General features: G+C 28.9%; 28 protein-coding genes and 3 tRNA genes. 3 read left to right on the plus strand and 28 right to left on the minus strand.

The annotated features are described in order from the left end of the window. Window positions 1–3: 3 nt before the first annotated feature. The 4 genes from O212_RS0104410 to O212_RS0104425 all read right to left on the minus strand — a co-directional run bounded on the left by O212_RS0104410 (window position 4) and on the right by O212_RS0104425 (window position 1,067). Window positions 4–79, minus strand: a tRNA-Thr gene (locus O212_RS0104410). Between the two features lie 27 nt (window positions 80–106). After that, window positions 107–182: transfer RNA gene (locus O212_RS0104415), tRNA-Val, on the minus strand. 5 nt (window positions 183–187) lie between these two features. Beyond that, window positions 188–273 (minus strand) — tRNA-Tyr (locus O212_RS0104420). Window positions 274–449: 176 nt separating this feature from the next. Next, window positions 450–1,067 carry a hypothetical protein gene (locus tag O212_RS0104425; RefSeq protein ID WP_024613935.1) on the minus strand — a complete coding sequence of 206 codons (618 nt, stop codon included), beginning with the start codon at window positions 1,065–1,067 and terminating at the stop codon, window positions 450–452. 107 nt (window positions 1,068–1,174) lie between these two features. Between O212_RS0104425 and yyaC the strand changes: the two genes are divergently transcribed. Next, window positions 1,175–1,723 (plus strand): spore protease YyaC, encoded by a 549-nt coding sequence (gene yyaC / locus O212_RS0104430; RefSeq protein WP_024613936.1) that lies wholly within the window; start codon window positions 1,175–1,177, stop codon window positions 1,721–1,723. 35 nt (window positions 1,724–1,758) lie between these two features. Here yyaC and mreB read toward each other — a convergent pair whose 3' ends face one another. The 16 genes from mreB to O212_RS0104510 form a co-directional block, all read right to left on the minus strand. Next, a complete protein-coding gene (mreB, locus tag O212_RS0104435; RefSeq protein WP_024613937.1) occupies window positions 1,759–2,793 on the minus strand; it encodes a rod shape-determining protein MreB in 1,035 nt (344 codons plus the stop codon). Window positions 2,794–2,925: 132 nt separating this feature from the next. Then, complete coding sequence (spoIIID, locus tag O212_RS0104440) at window positions 2,926–3,177, minus strand: sporulation transcriptional regulator SpoIIID (RefSeq protein ID WP_024613938.1); 252 nt, start codon at window positions 3,175–3,177, stop codon at window positions 2,926–2,928. 68 nt (window positions 3,178–3,245) lie between these two features. Further along, window positions 3,246–4,019: a M23 family metallopeptidase gene (locus O212_RS0104445; RefSeq protein WP_024613939.1), complete on the minus strand. Its 774-nt coding sequence runs from the start codon at window positions 4,017–4,019 to the stop codon at window positions 3,246–3,248. Between the two features lie 124 nt (window positions 4,020–4,143). After that, the gene (gene spoIID, locus O212_RS0104450; RefSeq protein WP_024613940.1) at window positions 4,144–5,175 is read right to left on the minus strand and encodes a stage II sporulation protein D; all 1,032 of its coding nucleotides are present in this window, start codon (window positions 5,173–5,175) and stop codon (window positions 4,144–4,146) included. A gap of 116 nt (window positions 5,176–5,291) precedes the next feature. Next, complete coding sequence (murA, locus tag O212_RS0104455; RefSeq protein ID WP_024613941.1) at window positions 5,292–6,551, minus strand: UDP-N-acetylglucosamine 1-carboxyvinyltransferase; 1,260 nt, start codon at window positions 6,549–6,551, stop codon at window positions 5,292–5,294. A gap of 21 nt (window positions 6,552–6,572) precedes the next feature. After that, window positions 6,573–7,196 carry a hypothetical protein gene (locus O212_RS0104460; protein ID WP_024613942.1) on the minus strand — a complete coding sequence of 208 codons (624 nt, stop codon included), beginning with the start codon at window positions 7,194–7,196 and terminating at the stop codon, window positions 6,573–6,575. Window positions 7,197–7,358: 162 nt separating this feature from the next. Continuing rightward, on the minus strand, window positions 7,359–7,757 hold the full coding sequence (locus tag O212_RS0104465; RefSeq protein ID WP_024613943.1) for an ATP synthase delta/epsilon chain alpha-helix domain-containing protein: 399 nt from the start codon (window positions 7,755–7,757) through the stop codon (window positions 7,359–7,361). 14 nt (window positions 7,758–7,771) lie between these two features. Next, window positions 7,772–9,169, minus strand: a complete 1,398-nt coding sequence (gene atpD / locus O212_RS0104470) for a F0F1 ATP synthase subunit beta (protein WP_024613944.1) — start codon at window positions 9,167–9,169, stop codon at window positions 7,772–7,774. A 17-nt stretch (window positions 9,170–9,186) separates the two neighbouring features. After that, a complete protein-coding gene (atpG, locus tag O212_RS0104475) occupies window positions 9,187–10,041 on the minus strand; it encodes an ATP synthase F1 subunit gamma (RefSeq protein WP_024613945.1) in 855 nt (284 codons plus the stop codon). A gap of 45 nt (window positions 10,042–10,086) precedes the next feature. Beyond that, window positions 10,087–11,595, minus strand: a complete 1,509-nt coding sequence (gene atpA, locus O212_RS0104480; protein WP_024613946.1) for a F0F1 ATP synthase subunit alpha — start codon at window positions 11,593–11,595, stop codon at window positions 10,087–10,089. 10 nt (window positions 11,596–11,605) lie between these two features. Beyond that, window positions 11,606–12,145 (minus strand): F0F1 ATP synthase subunit delta, encoded by a 540-nt coding sequence (locus O212_RS0104485; RefSeq protein WP_024613947.1) that lies wholly within the window; start codon window positions 12,143–12,145, stop codon window positions 11,606–11,608. Window positions 12,146–12,147: 2 nt separating this feature from the next. After that, entirely contained in the window at window positions 12,148–12,639 is a 492-nt protein-coding gene (locus O212_RS0104490) for a F0F1 ATP synthase subunit B (RefSeq protein WP_242829556.1), read from the minus strand. 55 nt (window positions 12,640–12,694) lie between these two features. Next, entirely contained in the window at window positions 12,695–12,940 is a 246-nt protein-coding gene (atpE, locus tag O212_RS0104495) for an ATP synthase F0 subunit C (protein WP_024613949.1), read from the minus strand. Window positions 12,941–13,003: 63 nt separating this feature from the next. Continuing rightward, window positions 13,004–13,654: a F0F1 ATP synthase subunit A gene (locus O212_RS0104500; protein WP_029699178.1), complete on the minus strand. Its 651-nt coding sequence runs from the start codon at window positions 13,652–13,654 to the stop codon at window positions 13,004–13,006. Window positions 13,655–13,658: 4 nt separating this feature from the next. Further along, on the minus strand, window positions 13,659–14,021 hold the full coding sequence (locus tag O212_RS0104505; protein ID WP_024613950.1) for an ATP synthase subunit I: 363 nt from the start codon (window positions 14,019–14,021) through the stop codon (window positions 13,659–13,661). A gap of 600 nt (window positions 14,022–14,621) precedes the next feature. Further along, window positions 14,622–15,800, minus strand: coding sequence for an acetyl-CoA C-acetyltransferase (locus tag O212_RS0104510; RefSeq protein ID WP_024613951.1), 1,179 nt, complete (start codon window positions 15,798–15,800; stop codon window positions 14,622–14,624). Window positions 15,801–16,061: 261 nt separating this feature from the next. Between O212_RS0104510 and O212_RS0104515 the strand changes: the two genes are divergently transcribed. Continuing rightward, window positions 16,062–16,556 (plus strand): dCMP deaminase family protein, encoded by a 495-nt coding sequence (locus O212_RS0104515; RefSeq protein WP_024613952.1) that lies wholly within the window; start codon window positions 16,062–16,064, stop codon window positions 16,554–16,556. A gap of 52 nt (window positions 16,557–16,608) precedes the next feature. Here O212_RS0104515 and upp read toward each other — a convergent pair whose 3' ends face one another. The 8 genes from upp to O212_RS0104555 form a co-directional block, all read right to left on the minus strand. After that, window positions 16,609–17,238, minus strand: a complete 630-nt coding sequence (gene upp / locus O212_RS0104520) for a uracil phosphoribosyltransferase (RefSeq protein ID WP_024613953.1) — start codon at window positions 17,236–17,238, stop codon at window positions 16,609–16,611. A 19-nt stretch (window positions 17,239–17,257) separates the two neighbouring features. Next, the gene (rpiB, locus tag O212_RS0104525) at window positions 17,258–17,707 is read right to left on the minus strand and encodes a ribose 5-phosphate isomerase B (RefSeq protein WP_024613954.1); all 450 of its coding nucleotides are present in this window, start codon (window positions 17,705–17,707) and stop codon (window positions 17,258–17,260) included. A gap of 65 nt (window positions 17,708–17,772) precedes the next feature. Further along, window positions 17,773–18,225 (minus strand): low molecular weight protein arginine phosphatase, encoded by a 453-nt coding sequence (locus O212_RS0104530; protein ID WP_024613955.1) that lies wholly within the window; start codon window positions 18,223–18,225, stop codon window positions 17,773–17,775. 18 nt (window positions 18,226–18,243) lie between these two features. Then, the gene (locus O212_RS0104535; protein ID WP_024613956.1) at window positions 18,244–19,290 is read right to left on the minus strand and encodes an L-threonylcarbamoyladenylate synthase; all 1,047 of its coding nucleotides are present in this window, start codon (window positions 19,288–19,290) and stop codon (window positions 18,244–18,246) included. Window positions 19,291–19,306: 16 nt separating this feature from the next. Then, the gene (locus tag O212_RS0104540) at window positions 19,307–19,894 is read right to left on the minus strand and encodes a hypothetical protein (protein WP_024613957.1); all 588 of its coding nucleotides are present in this window, start codon (window positions 19,892–19,894) and stop codon (window positions 19,307–19,309) included. Between the two features lie 59 nt (window positions 19,895–19,953). Next, complete coding sequence (gene prfA / locus O212_RS0104545; protein WP_024613958.1) at window positions 19,954–21,036, minus strand: peptide chain release factor 1; 1,083 nt, start codon at window positions 21,034–21,036, stop codon at window positions 19,954–19,956. 52 nt (window positions 21,037–21,088) lie between these two features. Beyond that, a complete protein-coding gene (gene prmC, locus O212_RS0104550; protein ID WP_024613959.1) occupies window positions 21,089–22,861 on the minus strand; it encodes a peptide chain release factor N(5)-glutamine methyltransferase in 1,773 nt (590 codons plus the stop codon). Between the two features lie 11 nt (window positions 22,862–22,872). Next, on the minus strand, window positions 22,873–23,460 hold the full coding sequence (locus O212_RS0104555) for a thymidine kinase (protein WP_024613960.1): 588 nt from the start codon (window positions 23,458–23,460) through the stop codon (window positions 22,873–22,875). A gap of 172 nt (window positions 23,461–23,632) precedes the next feature. Between O212_RS0104555 and rpmE the strand changes: the two genes are divergently transcribed. Beyond that, complete coding sequence (gene rpmE / locus O212_RS0104560) at window positions 23,633–23,836, plus strand: 50S ribosomal protein L31 (protein ID WP_024613961.1); 204 nt, start codon at window positions 23,633–23,635, stop codon at window positions 23,834–23,836. Window positions 23,837–23,934: the final 98 nt, after the last annotated feature.

Below are 23,934 nucleotides of genomic sequence, written 5' to 3' on the forward strand. Positions count from 1 at the left end.
ATTTGGAGCTGATGATCGGACTTGAACCGATAACCTGCTGATTACAAGTCAGCTGCTCTGCCAATTGAGCCACATCAGCGTATTTATTTTTAACTTTTAAAATTTGTGGTGGGCACAACAGGGTTCGAACCTGTGACCCCCTGCTTGTAAGGCAGGTGCTCTCCCAGCTGAGCTATGCGCCCACAAATGGTGGTGGAGGAAGGATTCGAACCTTCGAAGTCAACTGACAACAGATTTACAGTCTGCCCCCTTTGGCCACTCGGGAACTCCACCATCTTTTTAAGTTTTATGTCGCTCGGCTTGTTTGCCCAACCGACAATAGTTAGTATATAGTTAACTCATATTTATTTCAAATTGATAATTATATCATTTAATATAATTATTTTTATATAACTTTATTTCTCTCTTTTTTTCTTTATTTTACTATAAAACTCATATTTATATATATATTACACTAATTCCTCTAAAAGTTCTATATTTATATATGGTGAAAGTATCTCTTTTACTTGTTTGTAATCATTTTCTGTAAGTCTTAGTTTAATTATTCTAAATGCTTCACTAATTCCTTCAACCTCATTTTCATTTTCTATACTTTTTTTTATTTTTTCACCATCAACAGTTGATATTTTTTTAGCAACTGAAAATAATTTAGTTTTATCTTTTAAACTTAAGCTTTCAAATATTTCATTTTTATTTATATTAAATATTTTTGAATTTGCTTGCATTGAATTTTCTTTATCATTATTTTTATTATTATTTTTCACATTTTCATTAAAATCTACATTATTATAATTATCTTTAATATCAATACTATCATCTGTATTTTCTTCAATAACTTCAGAATCTTTTCCTTTTTTACTTTCTTCTATTTTTTCATCAATATTATTATTTTTGTTACTTATATTATTTTTATCGTTCTCTATGTTTTTATCCTTTTTTTCTTGAACATTTTTAACTTTAATATTTTCTTTTGCAATATTACTGTTGCTTGGATTCCAAAAAGCAACAAAGTAAATAGTTAATGATGTTATTATAGCTAGCAAAATTGTAATAACTAACTTCTTCATATTATATCCACCTCCTATATATAAATACTGTCCACTTCAGTTTTTTTTATTCACACTCTTCTATTCTATCTATCCACTTCATATACATTTAAAAGGAGGTGTATAAAATGGAAAAAAAGGTGCACTATAATGATCCATTAGCTTACTATACAATAGCTCAAACTATAACTGAATGCTTTTCAGAAAATTTAGTTATAGTTTGCATAGGAACTGATAAATGTATAGGTGATTGCCTTGGCCCTTTAGTTGGAACGATATTAAAAGAAAGCATGTTTCCTATTCCTGTATATGGCTCAATTGATTCTCCAATCCATGCTCTAAATATAGATAAAAAGCTAAAAAGCATATTATCTACCCATCCCAAAGCTTATATAATAGGTATTGATGCCTGTCTTGGCGATGAAACTTCTATAGGTGAAATTCATATTAGAAATTTTGCTATTAGACCTGGCAAAGGCGTTGGAAAATCATTACCTGATGTTGGGCAAAAGTCTATAGTTGGAATTATAGATTCCAATGAACATGCAGACTTATTTTATAAAAGATCAATAAGATTATCATTTGTTTTTGATATTGCAAAAGTAATTTCAAAAGGTATTATACATGCTTATTATGAATATAACAATTTTAATAAACAATTAAAAAAGACATTATAAATGCCCCTTTTTAAACTCAAGGGGCATTTATAATGTTACTCTATTAATACTATTTCTTCACCATTTATAGATTTATCTAATTTATCAATATATCCTAAAACAGAACCTGTACCTTCTGCAACAGCTTCAACTGAATTATCTGCAACTCTAGCCGCAACACCAGTTTCTACTTCAATCAGTTTATCTAATCCTTTAAGTAATGAACCACCACCAGTCATTAAAATTCCTTTTTCCATTATATCTGCTGATATTTCAGGTGGTGTCTTCTCAAGAACTGACTTAACAGACTCTACTATTAAATTAACTGTATCTTTTAAAGCTTCTCTTATTTCAGTTGAATTTAATACAATTTCATCTGGTAATCCAGTAACTAAGTTTCTTCCTTTAACTGATGTTTTCTCCTCTACAGAATTATCAAAAGCTGTGCCTATTTCAATTTTGATTTGTTCTGCTGTTTTCTCACCAATCATTATTTTATATTTATTTCTTACATATTTTATAATAGCTTCGTCAAATTTATCTCCTGCTACCTTTATAGATGTTCTAACTACCACTCCACCTAATGATATTACAGCAACATCACAAGTTCCTCCACCTATATCTACTATCATATAACCATCTGGTTTAGTTATATCAAGTCCTGCTCCTATTGCTGCTGCAAGAGGCTCTTCTATAAGATGTACATTTTTTGCACCAGTATTTCTAGCTGCATCCATAACAGCTCTCTTTTCGACTTCCGATGCTTGTGATGGTATGCATATCATCACTTTAGGTGCCATTATTTTTTTACTTCCACAAGCTTTTCTAATTAATTCTCTTAACATTTTTTCTGTCATATCATAGTCTGATATAACACCATCTTTTAAAGGCCTAACTGCTACAATGTTTCCTGGAGTTCTTCCTATCATTTTTCTAGCTTCTTCTCCAACAGCTAAAACCTTTCCATTATTCCTATTAATTGCTACAACTGAAGGTTCTTTTAATACTATTCCTTTTCCTTTTACATACACTAACACAGTAGCTGTACCTAAATCTACCCCTAATTCACTTCCTGTTTTCCAAAACCACATTACAAAATCCACTCCCAAATTACATTTATATTAGAAATTTTTACATTTTTTTATATAAGTATACAGTAAATTATATATTGAATGTGGATTTAATTCAACTAAGTTATTGTATTTGAAAACTTTAGCGCACTTTTACTCAGCAGATTTATATTTCATTCTGGTAGCTTTTCCACCTCTTATATGACGTTCTGCCTTATTAAGTTCTAAAATATTATGTGTTTTTTCTGCAATTACAGGATTTATTTTTGGAAGTCTTTCTGTCATATCCTTATGAATAGTACTCTTACTTACCCCAAAAACTTTAGCAGTTTTCCTTATAGTTGATTTTGAATCTATTATATATTGAGCTACCTCTAAAACTCTTTCTTGAATATAATCCTTCAAGAGTAATACCTCCTTATCTTTATATTAATCAGCCATTTTTATGGCTGATTAATATATTTTTTACTTAATTATTTTTTATAATTAAAGTATTTTAATGGATCCACTTCTGTGTATTTATTGTTTTTACTTGATAATACTTTTAAATGTAAAAAGTCTTCTTTAACACACATTTTTAAAGTGCTTGATGTGTTACCAATTTTTCCAATTTCTTGTCCTTTAGTAACTTTATCACCCTTTTTAACCTTTAATGCTTTATCTAAATTTGCATAAGATGTTTTAATTCCATTTGAATGTTTAACAACAACTGTAACACCATAAGTAACATCATTTTCAACAATTTCATCTACAACTCCATCTTCAGCTGCTTTTACAGAAGTTCCAAGTTTTGCTTTTACTGATATTCCACCATAGCTATAACTTGAATCTCCCTTTTCTCCCTCTTTTACCATTTTTCCATCTTTAAATAAATATGGCTCATTATGTCCTTGTAATAGAGTTCCTTCTACTGGCTTAGAAAAATTCATTTTGCTAGTATTTCCTACAGCCTTAGTTATTTGTTTAGTTTCTTCTTTATTCTTTTGTGAATTATCAACTCTTTCTGAGTTTTCCATAACACTATCAACTTTTTCTTGTGTCTTTTCTTCAACATTTAGTGTTATTTCTTGATCTGATGGAGTTTTTGATTGCTCCTCTTTATTATTTGTTGCACTCTTTATAGCGATTGCTCCACCTATAGTAACTACGCATAATCCAACAAATAAAGCTACATAAAATCCTTCTTTCTTAAAAAAGTTTTTTACATTTTTAAATTTTTCTTTTAATCCATTTGATTTTTTGTTCATAATAAACACCTCCTTTTCGTATTTTGTCCATATTATGAAAAATAATACATATTTCCGAAATTTATTATAAAAAAAGAGTGATATTTGATTTTTAATCAAATATCACTCTTTAATATTTATGATTTTATTTAAATTTTACTTTTCCAATTTCAATATCAGTATAATAATGCTTCAATATATAATCATATTTTTTATCATTTTTTGCCATTATATTAGCACCCCACTGGCTCATACCAACCCCATGACCATTACCTTTGCAATATATTTTCACATTATCCTTTGCAAATTCTAAAGTAAAGTTTGCAGATTTTAAATCAAATATTTTTCTAAACTCAGTTCCTTTTATAGTAGTATTTCCAACTATTATTTCATTTACAGCACCACCTTCTGTTCTTGATTTTATTTTAACTTTATTCTTCATATTTTTAATTGTAAGCCCCGCTTTGTTATAACTTGTATTTATTATATTTATAAAATCATTATTATTTATTATTTTTTCTGATTCATACGAATTAGAAATTTCTTCCCCTTTACTAAAAACAGACTTTAAATATGGTACTTCTGATGAAAATACATCCTCTGCGTTTTCAGTTTTCCCTGAACTTGTTGAGAAAAATTGAGGATATAAAACAAGTTCTCCTTTATAAGTTAATACCATTCCCTCCGTTTCATCTACAGCCTTTTTTATTTTTTCATAATTACTTTTACGTTCTTTATCACTCCATTTATCAAGCCTTTCATCCTTACTCATATATACTTGACAATGAACAGAGTCACATATCTCTCCCCCTTTGGCTTCTTTGCAATTATTAAGCCTTTTACTATAATAAAAAGTTCTTGCCGCTACAGCTTGTGCCTTTAATGCTTCTAATTCAAAGCTAGCTGGCATTTCACTTGAAACAACTCCTAATATATATTCTTCTACAGGAATAGTTTCAACTTTATTAGTATTATGCCTAAATACTTTAACATTTTCTTCACCCTTCATATTTATATTAATAATAGAATTATTTGGATTATTTAAGTTTTCATTTGAAGTAAAATTTTTTATTCCACTTCCCATAAGTATGTATGGAATTATAAGTATAAATATCATAATAAATAATGTTGTTATCCCTATATCTTTAATATTCTCTATTATATCTTTCTCCCTCATTTCCCATCCCTCCTCTTTATGTGTACAATTTATTTATATGTTTTTTTAATAAAAATAGTACATTTTAAAATTTATTTATGTAAAGTAGACAAAAAAAATAGAAGGTTTAAAACCTTCTATTTTTCTATCCTATAAACTTCAGCCCCAAGTTTTCTAAATTTTTCTTCTATATTTAAATATCCTCTGTCTATATGATATATATCTGATATTTCAGTTGTTCCATCTGAAACTAACCCTGCTAATATCATAGCTGCACCAGCTCTTAAATCAGTTGCTTTAACTTCACATCCAGTTAAATTTTTAACTCCTTCAATAACTGCAATTCTACCATCAATTTTTATATTTGCTCCCATTCTTACTAACTCAGGAACATGCATAAATCTATTTTCAAATACGGTTTCTGTAACTAAACTTGACCCATTTAAAACTGATAATAAAGCCATCATTTGAGGTTGCATATCTGTTGGAAATCCTGGATATGGCAAAGTTTTTATATCAACTGTCTTTTTATCAAATCTTCCATCTACTATAATTCCATCATCTTCTTCTGTAAATATAACTCCACACTCTTTTAATTTTTCTATTAATGGTCTTAAATGCTCTTCATTTACATCATTTACTTTAATTACACTATTTGTCATAGCAGCTGCAACCATAAATGTTCCAGCCTCTATTCTGTCATAAATAGGCTTATACTCTAATCCATTTAATGAGTCTACACCTTCTATTGTAATTTTACCAAGACCTGCACCATCTATTTTTGCCCCCATTGAATTTAAAAAGTTTGCTAAATCCCATATTTCTGGTTCCTCTGCTGCATTCTCTATTATAGTTGTACCACTAGCTAAAACTGCAGCCATAATTATATTTTCTGTTGCTCCAACAGATGGAAAGTCCAAATATATTCTATTTCCTATTAGTCTTTTAGCTTTAGCTTCTATAAATCCATGACCCTTTATTATTTCTGCACCTAATGCTTTAAATCCTTTTAAATGTAAATCTATAGGTCTACTTCCTATATTACATCCACCTGGCATAGCAATTTTACATTGTCCAAATCTTGAAAGCATAGGACCCATTATTAAAAATGATGCTCTCATTTTTCTTACTAATTCATTTGTTGAATCAAAAACTCCTATACTGCTTGTATTTATTTTAAGAGAATTATCTATATTAGAGTAATTAATATCTGCTCCTAATTGTTTAAGTAAGTTCAATATAACTTGAACATCTTCTAACATTGGTGTATTTTTTATTATAATATCTTTTGGTGATAATATTGTTGAAACTATTATTGGTAATACAGAATTTTTAGCTGAATTTATATTAACTTCTCCAGATAGTTCTTTCATACCTTTTACTATAATTTTTTCCATATTTTCCTCCATAATAAATTATTAGTATGTTGTAAATATAACTGGTGTTCCTATTATAATTTGTGTTTCTGTGTTATATTTCATAATTGCATAACTAAATTTTTCTCTATTTTCTAAAATTCCTTTGCCTACATAACCATTTTGAACCTTTAAAGACTCTTCTTTTAATTCAAAATTGTTTATGTCCAATTTATCTGCATTTGTTATTATCCCCTTATAATATTTAAAATATTTTTTATTGTTAGATTTATTTGATAAAATTCCATCTAACTCTTCTTTTAAATATTTTGTTGATATATTCTTATCTTTATTTATTATGAAGCCTTCAACAAATGTAATGTTATTTTCCTCCCAAATTTTTATCTCAATAACATTTGTTCCTTCCAAATAAAAATGATATTTATCTTTTATATTTTTAATATAATATTTATTATTCATTAACTTTATTATTCTATTTAACTCATCCTCTTTATGTGCTTGTATATTATATTGTAATTTCACTCCATTTTCTTTAAATTCAGTTTCTTTCATTATGCTATTTTCTAAATTATAAAAAGATAATTTTTTTAAATAATCATTAGATGAAAAACCTGATAAATTAATAGAAAAAACAATAATACAGATGAAAAAGTTTTTTATTCCCATTGACCCCAACTCCTTACATCATAATTATTGTCATTTTTTTCCTGTGTTATACATATAAATATCTTATACTATAATATATAATTTTAAAATTTTTTTGTGATAGATTGTCATAAAATAGCTATAAATGAAAAAAGACTTAGGTAATATTACCTAAGTCTTTTACTATCTTTTCTTTAACTCTAATCTTGTTAAAGCTCTAGCTAGAGCTAATTCAGCTCTTTCTCTATCAAAATTCTCTTCTTTCATATGTTTTTCGGCTCTTTGTTTTGCTTCTTCAGCTCTTCCTGAATCTATTTCTTCCTTAGTTTCACAAGATCCACAACAAAAATCTAAAACATTATTTTTAAATCCAATTACACCAGTTGAAGTGAAAATTTCTACCTTTTCACCGTTAGCTTTAGTAACTTCTGTAATACATGGTACTGTATTAATTACTATAGCTGCGTGATTTGAAAGTATTTCAATCTTTCCATCCTTTGTATTTGTCAAAAGACTTATAGCATCTTCTTCAAACTTAACTTTATCCGGTGTCATTATCTTCAGTTTAAAGGTATTTGCCATATTGCATCATCCCCTTACGCTAAAGTTTTTGCTTTTTCTATAGCTTCTTCTATAGTTCCAACAAATAAGAAAGCTGATTCTGGTAATTCATCATGTTTACCTTCAATAATTTCTTTGAAACCTTTTATTGTTTCTTGAACAGTAACATATCTACCTTTCATTCCAGTAAATTGTTCTGCAACTGTAAATGGTTGAGATAAGAAATTTTGAACTTTTCTTGCTCTACTTACAGTAACTTTATCTTCATCTGATAATTCATCAACACCTAGTATTGCAATAATATCTTGAAGTTCCTTATATCTTTCTAATATATGCTTAACCTTTGAAGCAACTTCATAATGCTCTTCTCCAACTACTCTTGGATCTAATATTCTTGAAGTTGAATCTAATGGGTCAACTGCTGGATATATACCACGTTCTGCTACACTTCTTGATAAAACTGTTGTTGCATCTAAGTGTGTAAATGTTGTTGCTGGTGCTGGGTCAGTTAAGTCATCAGCAGGAACATATACTGCTTGAACTGATGTAATTGATCCATGAGTTGTTGATGTTATTCTTTCTTGAAGAGCTCCCATTTCAGTAGCTAGTGTTGGTTGGTAACCAACGGCTGAAGGTATTCTACCTAATAAGGCAGAAACTTCTGAACCAGCTTGTGAGAATCTAAATATATTATCTATGAATAATAACACGTCTTGACCTTGATCTCTGAAATATTCTGCCATTGTAAGACCTGTAAGAGCAACTCTCATTCTAGCTCCAGGTGGCTCATTCATTTGTCCAAATACTAATGCTGTATTTGCTAAAACTCCTGAATCTTTCATTTCATAGTAAAGATCGTTACCTTCTCTTGATCTTTCACCAACACCTGTGAATACTGATAATCCACCGTGTTCTTTAGCTATATTATTTATAAGTTCTTGGATAAGTACTGTTTTACCAACTCCAGCACCTCCGAATAGACCTATCTTACCACCTTTTTGGTAAGGAGCTATAAGGTCAACAACCTTAATACCTGTTTCGAACATTTCTGGTTTAACTGATTGTTCTGCGAATGATGGTGCTGGTCTATGTATTGGATAGAACTCTTTTGCTTCAACATTTCCAGCTAAATCTACATCAACTGGTTTTCCTAAAACATTAAATATTCTACCTAAAACAACTTGACCTACTGGTACAGAAATTGGTTTTCCTGTATCTACAGCCTTCATTCCTCTTCTTAATCCCTCTGTCGCTTCCATAGCTATTGTTCTTACTATATCATCACCAACGTGTTGTTCAACTTCTGTTACTAATATGTTTCCGTCCATTTCTATTTCAATAGCATTATATATGTTTGGAAGTGACTCAGTATTAAATTTTATATCAACTACTGGTCCAATAACTTGAACTACTTCTCCTATATTATTAGGCATATGATTATACCTCCTCACTATTTTTGTGCTTCTGCCCCACCTACTATTTCTGCTATTTCTTGGGTTATAGCACTTTGTCTTATTCTATTGTATTTTGTGTGCAATGAATCTAATAAGTCATCTGCATTCTTTGTAGCTCCGTCCATCGCAGTCATTCTTGCAGATTCTTCACTAGTTTTTGCATTTAAAATACAGTTAACTAATTTAGATTTTAAATAAAAATCAAAAGTTGCCTCTATTGAAGATTCACTACAAGGCTCTACCATAAAACCTCTATCCTCTTCAATTTCATCAAATTCTATAGGTAATAATTTTTCTACCTTTACAACTTGAGAAACTGGAGATGTAAATTCTGTATATACAACATTAATTTCTCCAACTTCATTTGAATTATATAATCTTAGTGCATGTTTATAAATCATTGAAACTTCTTTCATATCACTTGTTTCTTTTATATCAACATACTCTGCTACAGTTTGGAAACCGTATCTTTTCATATAAGATACACCTTTTTTTCCTAAACACATAACTAAACTATCTGACTTTTCATCTCCAACATGATTCTTAAGCCCTAATGCAACACTAACATTATATCCTCCACATAATCCTGAATCTGATGTTACAACAATATATAACTTTCTTTTTGAATGTCCACCGTTAAAATATATACCTTCTTTTTCAATATCAACTGATGAAAAAGCTTCTTGTGCTATATTTTTAGTAGCTTCAAAATATTTGTTATTTTTGTTTAATTCCATTCTGACTCTTCTTAACTTAGAAGTGGCAACAAGTCCCATGGCTTTTGTTATCTTTTTTGTATTTTCTACTGACTTAATTCTACGCTTTATTTCAATAAGTCCAGCTCCTGCCATACCTCCACCTCCTAAAAGATGGCATAGCTTATAATAAGCTATGCTTTATTTTAAGAATATTTTCTTGAATTCAGTAATTGCTTCTTCTAGCTCTTTCTTAATTTCATCACTTAAGACTTTTTTAGCTAAAATTTCTTTTCCTACTTCTCTATGTTGAGTATCCATGTATTCTAAGAAATCTTCTTCAAATTTTCTTACGTCTTCAACTTTTATATCTGATAAATAATCATTTACTGCTGCATAAAGAATCATTATTTGTTTTTCTACTGCCATAGGAGAATATTGTTTTTGTTTTAAAACTTCAATCATTCTCTTACCTTTTTCAAGTCTTCTTGCAGTATCTGGATCTAAATCTGATCCAAATTGAGCAAATGATGCTAATTCTCTATATTGTGCAAGTTCTAGTCTTAATGTACCTGAAACTTGTTTCATAGCTTTTATTTGTGCATTACCACCAACTCTAGATACAGATATACCTGGGTTAACAGCAGGTCTTTGTCCTGAATAGAAAAGATCTGATTCTAAGAATATTTGACCATCTGTTATAGATATAACGTTTGTTGGAATATACGCTGTTACGTCTCCTGCTAGTGTTTCTATAATTGGAAGTGCAGTTAATGAACCTCCACCATTTTTTTCTGAAAGTTTAGCTGCTCTTTCAAGTAATCTTGAATGAATATAGAAAACATCTCCAGGATAAGCTTCTCTTCCTGGTGGTCTTTTAAGTAGTAATGACATTGTTCTATAAGCAACAGCGTGCTTTGATAAGTCATCATATACAACTAATACATCTTTTCCTTGATGCATGAAATGCTCACCAATTGAACATCCAACATAAGGAGCTAAGTATTGAAGTGGTGCTGATTCTGAAGCTGTAGCTGCTACAACTATTGTATAATCCATAGCACCGAATTCTGTTAATGTATTAACTATATTAGCTACTGTTGATTGCTTTTGACCTATTGCAACATAAATACAAATAACATCTTTACCTTTTTGGTTTATAATTGTATCTATTGTTATTGCAGTTTTACCAATTTGTCTGTCTCCAATTATAAGTTCTCTTTGTCCCTTACCTATTGGTATCATAGAATCAATTGCTTTTATTCCTGTTTGTAATGGCTCATTAACTGAGCTTCTATCTAAGATACTAGGAGCATGTATTTCTATTGGTCTATATGCTTCTGGCTTTACTGGACCTTTAGCATCAATAGGGTTTCCAAGTCCATTTAAAACTCTTCCTATTAAGTCTGATCCAACTCCAACTTCAACAATTTTTCCAGTTCTTTTAACAATATCTCCTTCCTTGATTCCTTCTTCTGAACCAAGTAAAACGCATCCTACATTATCTTGCTCAAGGTTTAATGCCATACCATAAACATCATTTGGGAATTCTAATAATTCACCTTCCATACAATCATCTAAACCATATACTCTAGCAATACCATCACCAATTTGGATAATTGTACCTGAATCTACTGTTTTTATTTCTTTATCATACTTTTCAATTTCTCTTTTAATTATAGAAGTAATCTCTTCTGGTTTGATATTCATGGTTTCACCTCTATTCCATCTTAAGCATTAAAGCTCTCATATCTTCAAGTTTTGATTTTATTGATCCGTCAATAACATCATTTCCAACTCTTACATATAATCCACCTATTATGCTCTTATCAATTTCATGTTCTATAATTACTTTTTTATTATATTTATTTTCTAATTTTTCTTTTAATCTTTTCTTTTGATCTTCTGTAAGATCAATAACACTCTTAACTTCAGCTATTACTGTATTTTTCTTTTCCAAATAAATTTGTTCCATTTGGTTAAGTTTTTCTCTTAAATAAAGTATTCTTCCCTTTTCAACAAGAATTAATAGGAAAGATAATAGCTCTTCATCAATCTTGCCCTTAAATACGTCTATAAATATTTTCTTCTTCTTTTTAGTACTTATTTGAGGGTATTTAATAACTTCGTAAAACTCTTGATTGTTATCAATAATATCGCAGATTTCTCTTAAATCTTTTAGATACTCTTCAACTTTACCTTTTTCTTCTGCTACCTTATATAATGCTAAAGCATATCTACGATCTAAATATTCGTACATGGTTAAATACCTACCTTATTTATATAATCATCGATAAGTTCTCTATGTTTTTTCTCGTCTATAGCTTCACCAAGGGCTTTCTCAGAAAGAAATACAGCTAATTCAACAGCTTGAGTTTTAATTTCTGATTGAGCTTTTGTACGCTCTCTATTAATTTCTACTTTAGATTTTTCTACAATAGAGCTAGCTTCTCTTCTTGCTTCATCTACTATTTCTTTATAGACGTTATCTGCTTTAGCCTTATATTGACTAACAATCTCTTTTCCTTCTTCTCTAGCTGTTCCGATTTCTTTTTCATTTTGAAGTTTTATAACTCTAGCTTTTTCTAAATCCTCATCAGCTTTATTTATTGTATCTTCTATACGACTTTTTCTTTCTTTTAAAATCTTATTTACTTTATCAAAAGCAAAATGTTTAACAACCCAAAATAATATTAGTAGGTTAACTACAGTTACTATCATTTCTGGTATGTTAATATTCATATTAATTTCCAAATCTAAAGCCTCCCTTCCAGGCTTATTAAAACCCTATTCTTTGTCATAGTATTAATTAGTGAATACCAACGAATAATAAAATTAATGAAACTAGTAATCCGTATATTGCTGTTGTTTCTGCTAAGGCACAACCAATGAAATATGTTGACATAAGTTTACCACTTGCTTCTGGTTGTCTTGCTATGCTCTTTAGAAGGCTAGCTGTTGCATTACCAATACCAACTCCTGCACCTATTGCTGCGATAACTGCAAGTCCTGCACCTACTGCACGCATTCCTACTATAAATTCTGCTCCAGTCATAACTGATTCCTCCTTAAAATTGACAAATAAATTTCTTTTTAATATAAATTTTTGTTGTTTGAATTATTCTTCTGCTGTCATCTTTATATAAATCATTGTTAATATTGTAAAGATAAATGTTTGTAAGAAACCATCAAACAAATCGAAGTATGCCATAAATGGCACTGGGATAGCTAATTGAGCAAACCAAGTCAAATTACTTAGTGCTTTTAATAGTAATTCAATAATTACTGTAGCAACTGTAATATTACCAAAAAGTCTGAAACTTAATGTTATAGGTAACATTATTCTTTCTAATATATTAATTGGTATTAATGCTGGACTTGGATGGGCATATCCTTTTAAGTAACCTAATCCACCATTCTTTATAAGTGAATTTATATGAATGATTAAGAATGTTGTAAGTGATAATACTAATGCAACACTATAATCTGCTGTTGGTGGATGTAATCCTATAAGGTCTGTAACATTCATAAAGAATAAAAATAATACCAATGCACCAATATATGCTGCGAATCCTGAATACTTATCACCCATTGTGTTTTTAACCCAATTGCTTATTCCTTCAACAAAAATTTCAATTATTGTTTGACTTTTTCCTTTTGGAATAACTGAAAGATTTCTTGTCATTAATATAAGTACAATAGCTACTATTATTATTATTCCCCATTGTTGTAATACGGTAGACCCAATCTCTTTAAACAATGTTTCCACTCAATCACTTCCTTTCTTCATATTTAATTGCCATAAACAAAGAAATGAAGTTGGACATATAACCTATTACATAAGCTATAACATTATATTGGTTTTGCAATAATAACAATCCAACTATTGCAATAATAATTATTCTTATTACAAAACTAATCATTAACATTAAGCCCTTTAAGCTTATATTACTTTCCACAGTCTTTGTTATAACTGCACCACTTATTAAAAAATTAAAAATACTAACTACAGATCCAACTACAAAGGGAAACTGGTAATTAACATTTATGAAATATAAAATTATTAGCCCTGCAGTTAAGATTACTAAACTACTTCTAAAAGTCTGCTTTAGCATCCCACTTAAATCTCCAACCATAACTTCCCTCCTTGGCAATCATATTACCTATTATAGTTTATATGTTTTTTTCTCTAAAACTTAATTTTAAAGCAAATCTTTTTATTTTTTTGAATTTAATGCAATTTATTGTATATTATTTACTATTTGCTGTGATTTCCTTTTATTTTTATTAATTTTTGATTTCTGAGAATGTAATTGGTTAATTTAATTCTTTTTTTTGAATATTCAGAAAATTATTATAACCCATAATTTAACTTTTACTATATTTTTCATAAAATTTATAATATTTTTTAAAAATTGCTACTATGTATACATTTTCCTAAGAACTTATAATCTTTAACTTTATATGTAGTTTGAATAAACCTTTTATTTTTTATTCATTGCGTTTTCATATTGTTAATATTTTTATTTATTTGTTCATTTTTAGCTACATATTAACTTACATTTTCGTGTATATTTATTTATAAATCTTATCTGTTTATATACATTTTTTAATAATTTTTATTATAAATAATATTATTATCTTAAAAATTATTAAAAATATGTATAAAAAAATATACCTTAAGAAAACTCTTAAGGTATATTTATACTTGTAATTAATTATTTACTTTAATTTAATTATCTTTCTACTATTATAGCAGTTCCCATTCCTCCGCCTATGCAAAGTGTAGCTAAACCTTTTTTAGCATCTCTCTTTTCCATTTCGTGAAGTAATGTAACTAATATTCTAGCTCCTGAAGCTCCAACTGGGTGTCCTAAAGCTATAGCTCCACCATTTACGTTAACTTTATTCATATCAAATCCTAAATCTTTAGCAACTGCTAAACTTTGAGCTGCGAAAGCTTCATTTGCTTCGATAAGATCTAAATCTTTAACTTCTAATCCAGTTCCTTCTAATGCTTTCTTAGTTGCTGCAAATGGTCCATATCCCATAATTGATGGGTCTACTCCTTTTGATCCGTATGAAAGAATTTTAGCCATTGGTTTAATTCCTAAGCTTTCTGCTTTTTCAGCACTCATTACTACTAATGCAGCTGCTCCGTCATTTATTCCTGAAGCATTACCTGCAGTAACTGTTCCTTCTTTTATAAATGCTGGTCTTAATTTTGCTAAACTTTCTTTAGTTGTTCCGAATCTTGGGAATTCATCAGTATCAAAGATTTTTGGTTCTCCTTTTCTTTGAGGAATTACAACTGGAACTATTTCATCTTTGAATCTGCCTTCTTTTATAGCCTTTTCTGCTTTTTGTTGTGAAGCTGCAGCAAATGCATCTTGTTCTTCTCTAGTTAAGTTCCATTCTTTAGCTATGTTTTCAGCAGTTACTCCCATGTGGTAGTTGTTAAATGCATCCCATAATGCATCATTTATCATTGTGTCAACCATTTTTCCGTTACCCATTCTTTGTCCCCATCTTGCTGAGTCTAAAGCATATGGAGCTCTTGACATATTTTCCATACCACCAGCTACTACGATATCAGCATCTCCAGCTTTTATCATTTGAGCTGCTAAACTAACTGCTCTTAATCCTGATCCACAAACCTTATTTAAAGTCATTGCTGGTACTTCGTTTGGAAGTCCTGCTTTTAAAGTTGATTGTCTAGCAGTATTTTGTCCAAGACCTGCTTGAATAACATTTCCCATTAATACTTCGTCTACCATTTCTGGTTTAATTCCAGCCTTCTTTATTGCATCTTGGATTACTGTTGCTCCTAAATCTACTGCTGGAACATCTTTTAAAGCTCCTCCAAATGATCCTAATGCTGTTCTAACAGCACTTACTATTACTACTTCTCTCATTAACAAAACCTCCTAAATTTATCTTAACAAAATGTATAATCTTTGTTAAACTCTTAACATACTTTTATTATAACCATTTCATCTTCAATAATCAATAGTTTTTTGTTAAATTTTAAACAAATACTTTTTATAATATTTTTACTTTTTTTCTTAATGTATTATAATATTAATTAAATTAATATTGATTTATTAATTAAATAAGTATATTAATAGGTTTAAATAGTTAAATTATATAATTTTTTTATAAAAGGAGCTTTATTTATGAAAAGAAATGATTACATATCTTGGGATGAATATTTTATGGGACTTGCTCTTTTATCTGCTAAAAGAAGTAAAGATCCAAGTACACAAGTTGGTGCATGTATAGTTAGTCCTACTAATAGAGTTTTATCTGTTGGTTATAATGGATTTGCATTTGGTTGTTCCGACGATGACTTTTCTTGGGATAGAGAAGGTAATTTCCTAGAAACAAAATATCCTTATGTTGTTCATGCAGAACTTAATGCTATATTAAATAATAGAGGTGTATCTTTTGAAAATGCAAAATTATATGTAGCTTTATTCCCATGTAATGAATGTGCAAAAGCTATAATACAAAGTGGTATAAAGGAAGTAATTTTTTTAAGCGATAAATATTCTAATACAGACATAGTAAAAGCTTCTAAAAGAATGTTTAATGCTGCTAAAGTTAAATTAACACAATTAAAACCTTCAGTTGAAAAAATTGAACTTTCATTTAAAGTAGATGATATTTAAAAAATAAAATCCTTCTATATAAATATAGAAGGATTTTTAATTTTATACTAAATTATTTAGTACCAAATAATCTATCTCCTGCATCTCCAAGACCAGGAACTATATATCCATTTTCATTTAATTTTTCATCTATTTCTGCTACGAATATATCAACATCTGGATGAGCTTCTTTTATAGCTTTTATTCCTTCTGGTGATGAAATTAAGCACATAAGCTTTAAGAATTTAGCTCCTTTATTTTTAAGCATTGTTAAAGCATCTATTGCTGATCCACCAGTTGCAAGCATTGGGTCTACAACTATTATTTCTCTTTCTGCTATATCTTGAGGTAACTTACAGAAATATTCAACTGGTTGTAATGTTTCTTCATCTCTATATAATCCTATATGTCCAACTTTAGCTGCCGGGATAAGTTTTAAAACTCCATCTACCATTCCAAGTCCAGCTCTTAATATTGGAACTATTGCAAGTTTTTTACCTGCAAGCATTCTACACTTTGTTTTACATATTGGTGTTTCTATTTCAACATTTTCTGTTGGTAAATTTCTTGTAACCTCATATGCCATTAACATTGAAACTTCTGATACTAATTCTCTAAAATCTTTTGATCCAGTATCCTTGCTTCTTATAAATGCTAACTTATGTAGTATTAATGGGTGATTGATTTCTGTAACTTTACTCATTATTTAACGCCTCCAAATTTTATTTACTATATTTTTTTTCTATATTAGATATTTTATCTATTCTTCTTTGATGTCTATCTCCCTCAAATTTTGAATTTAAGAAAGTTTTCACGATATCAATTGCAAGACTTGGTCCTACAACTCTTTCACCTAATGCTAATATATTTGCATTATTGTGTTCTCTTGTTGCATGTGCACTAAATGTATCTGAACATAAAGCTGCTCTTATTCCTGGTACTTTATTAGCTGATATACTAATTCCAATACCTGTTCCACATACTAATATTCCAAATTCAAATTCTTTACTAGCTACTGCTTCAGCAACTTTTAAAGCATAATCTGGATAATCACATGATTCTGTACTATATGTACCAAAATCCTTTATTTCATATCCATTTTCCTTTAAATATGCCATTATTTCATTTTTTAAATTGTATCCACCATGATCTGATCCTAATGCTATTTTCATGAAAAACACCTCCAAATATTTATTTAAATTTATAAAAAAAGAAAGTACGGCATGTAATATAAATATTACATGCTTTGAACTTTCTTTAATTTATCTATTAACAAAGGCATTATGCCCTTTAATTCTTTATATATTTTTTGATAAACAGAAATTGTGCTACCGTAAGGATCAGTCACTTCCCCCTTAACGCCAGCATATTCGCAAATTGAAAATACTTTATCTTTATACCTTGGATAATTTTCTTTTATAAAATCTCTACCATAATTAGTCATAGTTAATATAACATCTGAATTTTTAAGCATACTGTCATTTAATTGAATAGCTTGCCTATCTGTTATATCAATATTTAACTCTTCTTTTACAAGTTCAGCTGAATTTTCAGTCACAAAACTACCTGGTACAATAGTAATGCCTGCTGATTTAGCTATTATATTCGAGTTATCTATTAATTTATTAAATATTTCCTCAGCCATTGGGCTTCTACAAGTATTTGCTGTACACACGAAGAGTACTTTCATAAAAAAACCTCCAAAATCTTATACGTTTATAACATCATATCCAGCTGCTTTATTTAATCTATTCATAATAGCAACTCCTAATCCTTCTTCATCAAAAGCTTCTGCTAATATTATATCAACATTTAAATCATTAAAAGCTCTTAATGCTTCAAAAAGATTTGATGCAATTTCTTCTAGATTATTTTCTTCACCTAAAATTACTTTTTCTCCATTTATATAGCTACTGCTATTTTCTTTTGTTGTAAGTATTCCAACTCTCTTTCCTGCATCTATATAATTTTGTACCATTTCATTAATTTTTTCAATAGTTTTTTTTCTATTTCCCTTTATAATTTTTAATTTTGCGTTCGGAGCATAATGTCTATACTTCATTCCAGGTGCCTTTGGTTTAAAATCTTCTGAATTACTAAGAAGTCCTCTATCTATTTCTATATTTCCATCAACTTCTTTAAGCATTTCTAAAGTTATTCCACCAGGTCTTAAAACAATTGGAGGATTAACAGTACAATCTACTATAGTTGATTCTACACCAACTTTACTTTTTTCTCCACCTATTATATAGTCTACTCTACCTGTTAAATCTTCTACACATCTTTCTAAGTCAGTTGGACTTGGTCTTCCACTTATGTTTGCTGAAGGAGCTGCAATTGGTACTCCTGATTCTTTTATAAGTTCTAATGCAATTTCATCTGATGGCATTCTAATACCAATAGTGTTTAAATTAGCACTTGTTCTCATAGGTATTATTTCTTTCTTTTCTAATATTAATGTCATTGGACCAGGCCAAAATTTTTCCATTAATTTTTTTGCTACATCCGGTATATTTTTAACATATTCATCTATATTTTTAGATGCAACATGAACTATTAAAGGATTATCTTGAGGTCTTCCTTTTGCAATAAATATTTTTTTAACACTTTCTTCATCTAATGCATTTGCTCCTAATCCATAAACTGTTTCAGTTGGAAAAGCAACAGTTCCACCATTTCTTATAATAGATGCAGCTTCCTCTATATATTTTTTATCATCGCTTACTTTATTTATAGTAGCAATCTTTGTCTCCAAAGTAATTCCTTCTTTCTTAATCTAAAGTTTGCCCACGAGCAATTTTTACATTTTGAATGCAATCTTGAGTAAAATGCGCCTTAGGAGAATATTTAAATACTTCATCTAAAAAAGGATATTTTTTAAGCCCACCTTTTTTTATTATTTGAAAATAATATTTCTTTTCTGGATTTAATATTCTTACCTTTTTATATTCATCTGCAACATCTTTATATCTATTTAATAACCCTTCTGTTACAGGCTTCATTCTTCTATTTCTTAATTTAGTATCTGTTATTATTATAATTTTCATGTAATCTTCAATTCCATCTGTATGAACTAATGCTATTTTATCACATAGGATTGTGTTACTTTGTGAAAACAGTCCTATTTTAAATCTAAGCTTATTATTTTTATAAGAAAATTCTAACTTATTATTATCAACCTTTTTTAAAACAGCTAATAATATAAGTAGCTCTAAAAATATTACATAAAAGATATAAAATTTAGTCATTATTCCAGTTAACCATAAAGTCATAGGCAAAAATATAGCTAGTATAGCCATACATATATAAAATTTCTTTGAAGATTTTTTTTCTTTTTTCAATGCAACATATATATCCATTGCCCTACTCCTTTTATATTCTAAAAGCCTCACATATTCATGTAAGGCTTTTAGGAAAATTACATTTCTGTATTTCCCATTTTCTTCATTTTTTCAGCTTGATCTGCAGTTATAAGTGCATTTATAACTTCATCAATGTCACCATTTAGGAATGTCTCTAATTTATATAAAGTTAATCCTATTCTGTGGTCTGTTATTCTTCCTTGTGGATAGTTGTAAGTTCTTATTCTTTCACTTCTATCTCCAGTACCAACTTGTGACTTTCTATCTTCAGCTATTCCTGCTGCTCTTTCAGCTTCTGCCATTTCATATAATCTAGCTCTTAATACTTTCATAGCTTTTTCTTTATTTTTAAGCTGTGATTTTTCATCTTGACATGAAATTACTATTCCTGTTGGTAAGTGAGTAAGTCTTACAGCTGAATCTGTTGTATTAACACACTGACCACCATTACCTGATGCTCTAAATACATCAAATTTTATATCTTTTTCATTTATTTCTACTTCTACATCATCAACTTCTGGAAGTACTGCAACTGTTGCTGTTGATGTATGAATTCTACCACTTGATTCTGTATCCGGAACTCTTTGTACTCTGTGTACTCCACTTTCATACTTAAGTTTTGAATAAGCGCCATTACCTTTAATCATGAATACTACTTCTTTCATTCCGCCTATTCCTGTTTCATTTACACTCATAAGTTCAACAGTCCATCTGTTGTTTTCAGCGTATCTTGTATACATTCTGAAAAGATTTGCTGCAAATAGTGCTGCTTCATCACCGCCGGCACCTGCTCTGATTTCAACAAATACGTTTTTATCATCATTAGGGTCTTTTGGTAATAAAAGAATTTGAATTCTATTTTCTAATTCTTCTTCTTTTTCTTTAAGCTCATTTATTTCTTCATTAAGCATTTCTTTCATTTCTTTGTCTGATTCCATTTCAAGCATCTCTTTGCTATCTTGTAAATCTTCAATTACTTGTTTGTATTCTTTATATGCTCCAACTATGATTTCTAATTCAGCATGTTCTTTACATAGCTTTCTCCATTCATTTTGGTTTGCCATTATTGATGGATCACTAATTTTTACTGATAATTCATCATACTTGTTCTCTATAAATGCTAATTTATCTAATAACATTCTTATCACTCCGTAATATCTATTTTCATATTTAATAATTATATCATATATACTAATCTTTTTTCAATATAGGTAAATAGCCAATTACTACCCTATCTAATCCTGCTAAATCTTTTAAAACTTTAACACCTTTAAATTCTTTCTTAATCATAAGATTTTTTACATCTTCTCCTTGATCATGGCCAATTTCAAAGGCTAATATACCTTTTCCTTTTAAAACTAAACTACTATCATCTATTATTTTTCTATAAAATATTAATCCGTCTTCTCCACCACTTAAAGCTGTATGAGGTTCATATCCTTTTACATCTTCCATTAAATTACTAATTTCTTCTTCCTTAATATATGGTGGATTCGAAACTATAATATCATATTTTTTTCCTTGATTTATCACTTCAGTTAATAAATTACTCTTTATAAAATTCATTCTATCTTGTAATTTAAGCTTTTCTATATTCTTTTTAGTTACTTTCTCTGGTTTTTCAAAATAATCTATTGAATCTATCTTTACATTATTTCTATAATTTGCAATTGATATTCCAATAGCTCCACTTCCTGAACACAAATCACATATTTCTAAACTTTCATCATCTTCTATATTACTAAGTACTTCTTCTACTAATATTTCCGTATCTCCTCTTGGAATTAATACTCCTTCTTCTACATAAAGTTCTAATCCCATAAACTCACAAGTACATAAAATATATTTTATTGGCATCTTTTCTTTTCTTTTTTCTATTAACTCAAAATATTTTTTCTTCTTATCATTATCTATTTTTTCATCACCATGAGTTAATATATATAATCTATCTTTACATATTATATGTCCAAGTAAAAGAGTTGCATCCAATCTTGCTGTATCTATATTTACATTTGATAAAATTTTTGTTCCTTCATCTAACAATTCTAGTATTGTCATTTTTTCCTCCGGTAATCCTTCAGCCACTTGAAGTGCTCTTATTGCAACTTCTATTTGATCATCATCTGGCTCTTTTGTTGTTATCTTTTGAAGTTTTAATCCTGGTGCTGCAATAATTTTTGCAAACTTATTATCTGATTTTCCAAGCCATTTTATTAATTCATAAGTTACTCCTGAAACAACTGGAATTAATATTATTCTAATTATTAATCTTTCAAGAAAACTTCCCCAACCAGTAAATGCAAATATAATTATACTAACAAACATTATTAAAAACAAAAAATTTGTTCCACACCTTGGATGAAATCTTGAATATTTCCTTACATTTTCAACCTTTAAGGGCTCGCCTGCTTCATAACAGAAAATAGTTTTATGCTCAGCTCCATGATATTGAAATAATCTATACATATCTTCCATTTTACTTACTAAAGTCATATATCCTAAAAGTATTGCTATTCTTATTGCAGCTTCAATTATATTAAGTCCTATACTTGGAACATTAAAATATTTAAATATAGAAGCAATTCCTGTAGGCAATGCTACAAATAATAATAATGACATTATTATTGAAAAAATCATTACAAATGTCATTATTATATTATCAAGTTTGTCTCCAAACTTACTCTTAAGCCATTTTTCAAACTTAGGTGGTTCAGTATCTTCTTCAAAAAAAGATGCTGAATAATTTATTAGTTTTATTCCTTGAACCATTGAATCAATAAGAACAAATGCACCTCTTATAATAGGTATATTTAATATCTTATACCTTTTTGTAATAGGAACTACTTTATCAAACTTAACATCTATGTCTCCGTTATCTTTTCTAATTGCAGTAGCCATACCCTTACTACCTCTCATCATAACCCCTTCAATAACAGCTTGACCACCAACATCACATTTCTTCAATATATCCCCTCCTATTTTTGGCTTTTATATTTGAAGTAACATTGTCCACATAATGATTCATAAGTTACATCTCCCATATTATCTATAGCAACTTGCTCTCCTTCAAATACAAATCTGTCATTTATCTTTCTAGCATTTAAAATTGCTTTATTTCCACATTTACAAATAGTTTTCATTTCCTCAATGCTATGTGCTAAAAGTAATAACCTTTCACTACCCTCAAATCCATCCATTTTAAAATCTGTTCTTAAACCATAACATATTATTGGTATATTTAAAGTTACTGCTAACTCAAATAATTGGTCTATTTGTTCTTTTTTTAAAAATTGAACTTCATCTACTAAAATACAATCTAACTTTCCATATTCTTTTAAATTATTTTTTACTAATTTTAAAATATTTTCCTCTTTTTGAACTAAAATATCAACTTCTCTAACTACTCCCAATCTTGAAATAAGTTTATTTCCACCTTTTTTATCTGTTGAAGGTTTCATTACAATAACTCTCATTCCTCTTTCTTCGTAGTTATGTGCAACTTGCATTAAATGCGTTGATTTTCCTGAGTTCATAGCACCATACCTAAAATATAATTTACTCAATTTTTTCCTCTCCTTCTACATTACAGTTATTACGATTATAGCATTTCTGTCTCTTTATAAAAAGTTTTTTTTAATTTTGTCTTTTATTGACTGCCATAAACTGATATGATATACTTTAGTGGTTATTTGTTGTGTTAATCACAATGAAATTTTCTCAAAAGAGGTGAAAAATATGAAAAAAGGCATACATCCAGAATACCATCACGATGCAGTGGTTAAGTGTGCATGTGGAAATACTTTTACAACTGGTTCAGTTAAAGACGAACTTAAAGTAGAAATATGCTCTGAGTGCCATCCATTCTACACTGGTAAACAAAAAATTGTTGACGTTGGTGGTAGAGTTGATAAATTCAAGAAGAAATTCAACATTAAATAAGAAACTTAGGGAAAGACTTTTGTCTTTCCCATTTTCTTTTTTTGAAATTTTATTTTAATTATTTTGAATTAATGATAGACTATATATGATTATAATTA

Source organism: Clostridium sp. Ade.TY (assembly GCF_000498355.1).
In the GTDB taxonomy this organism is placed as follows: Bacteria; Bacillota; Clostridia; order Clostridiales; family Clostridiaceae; genus Clostridium.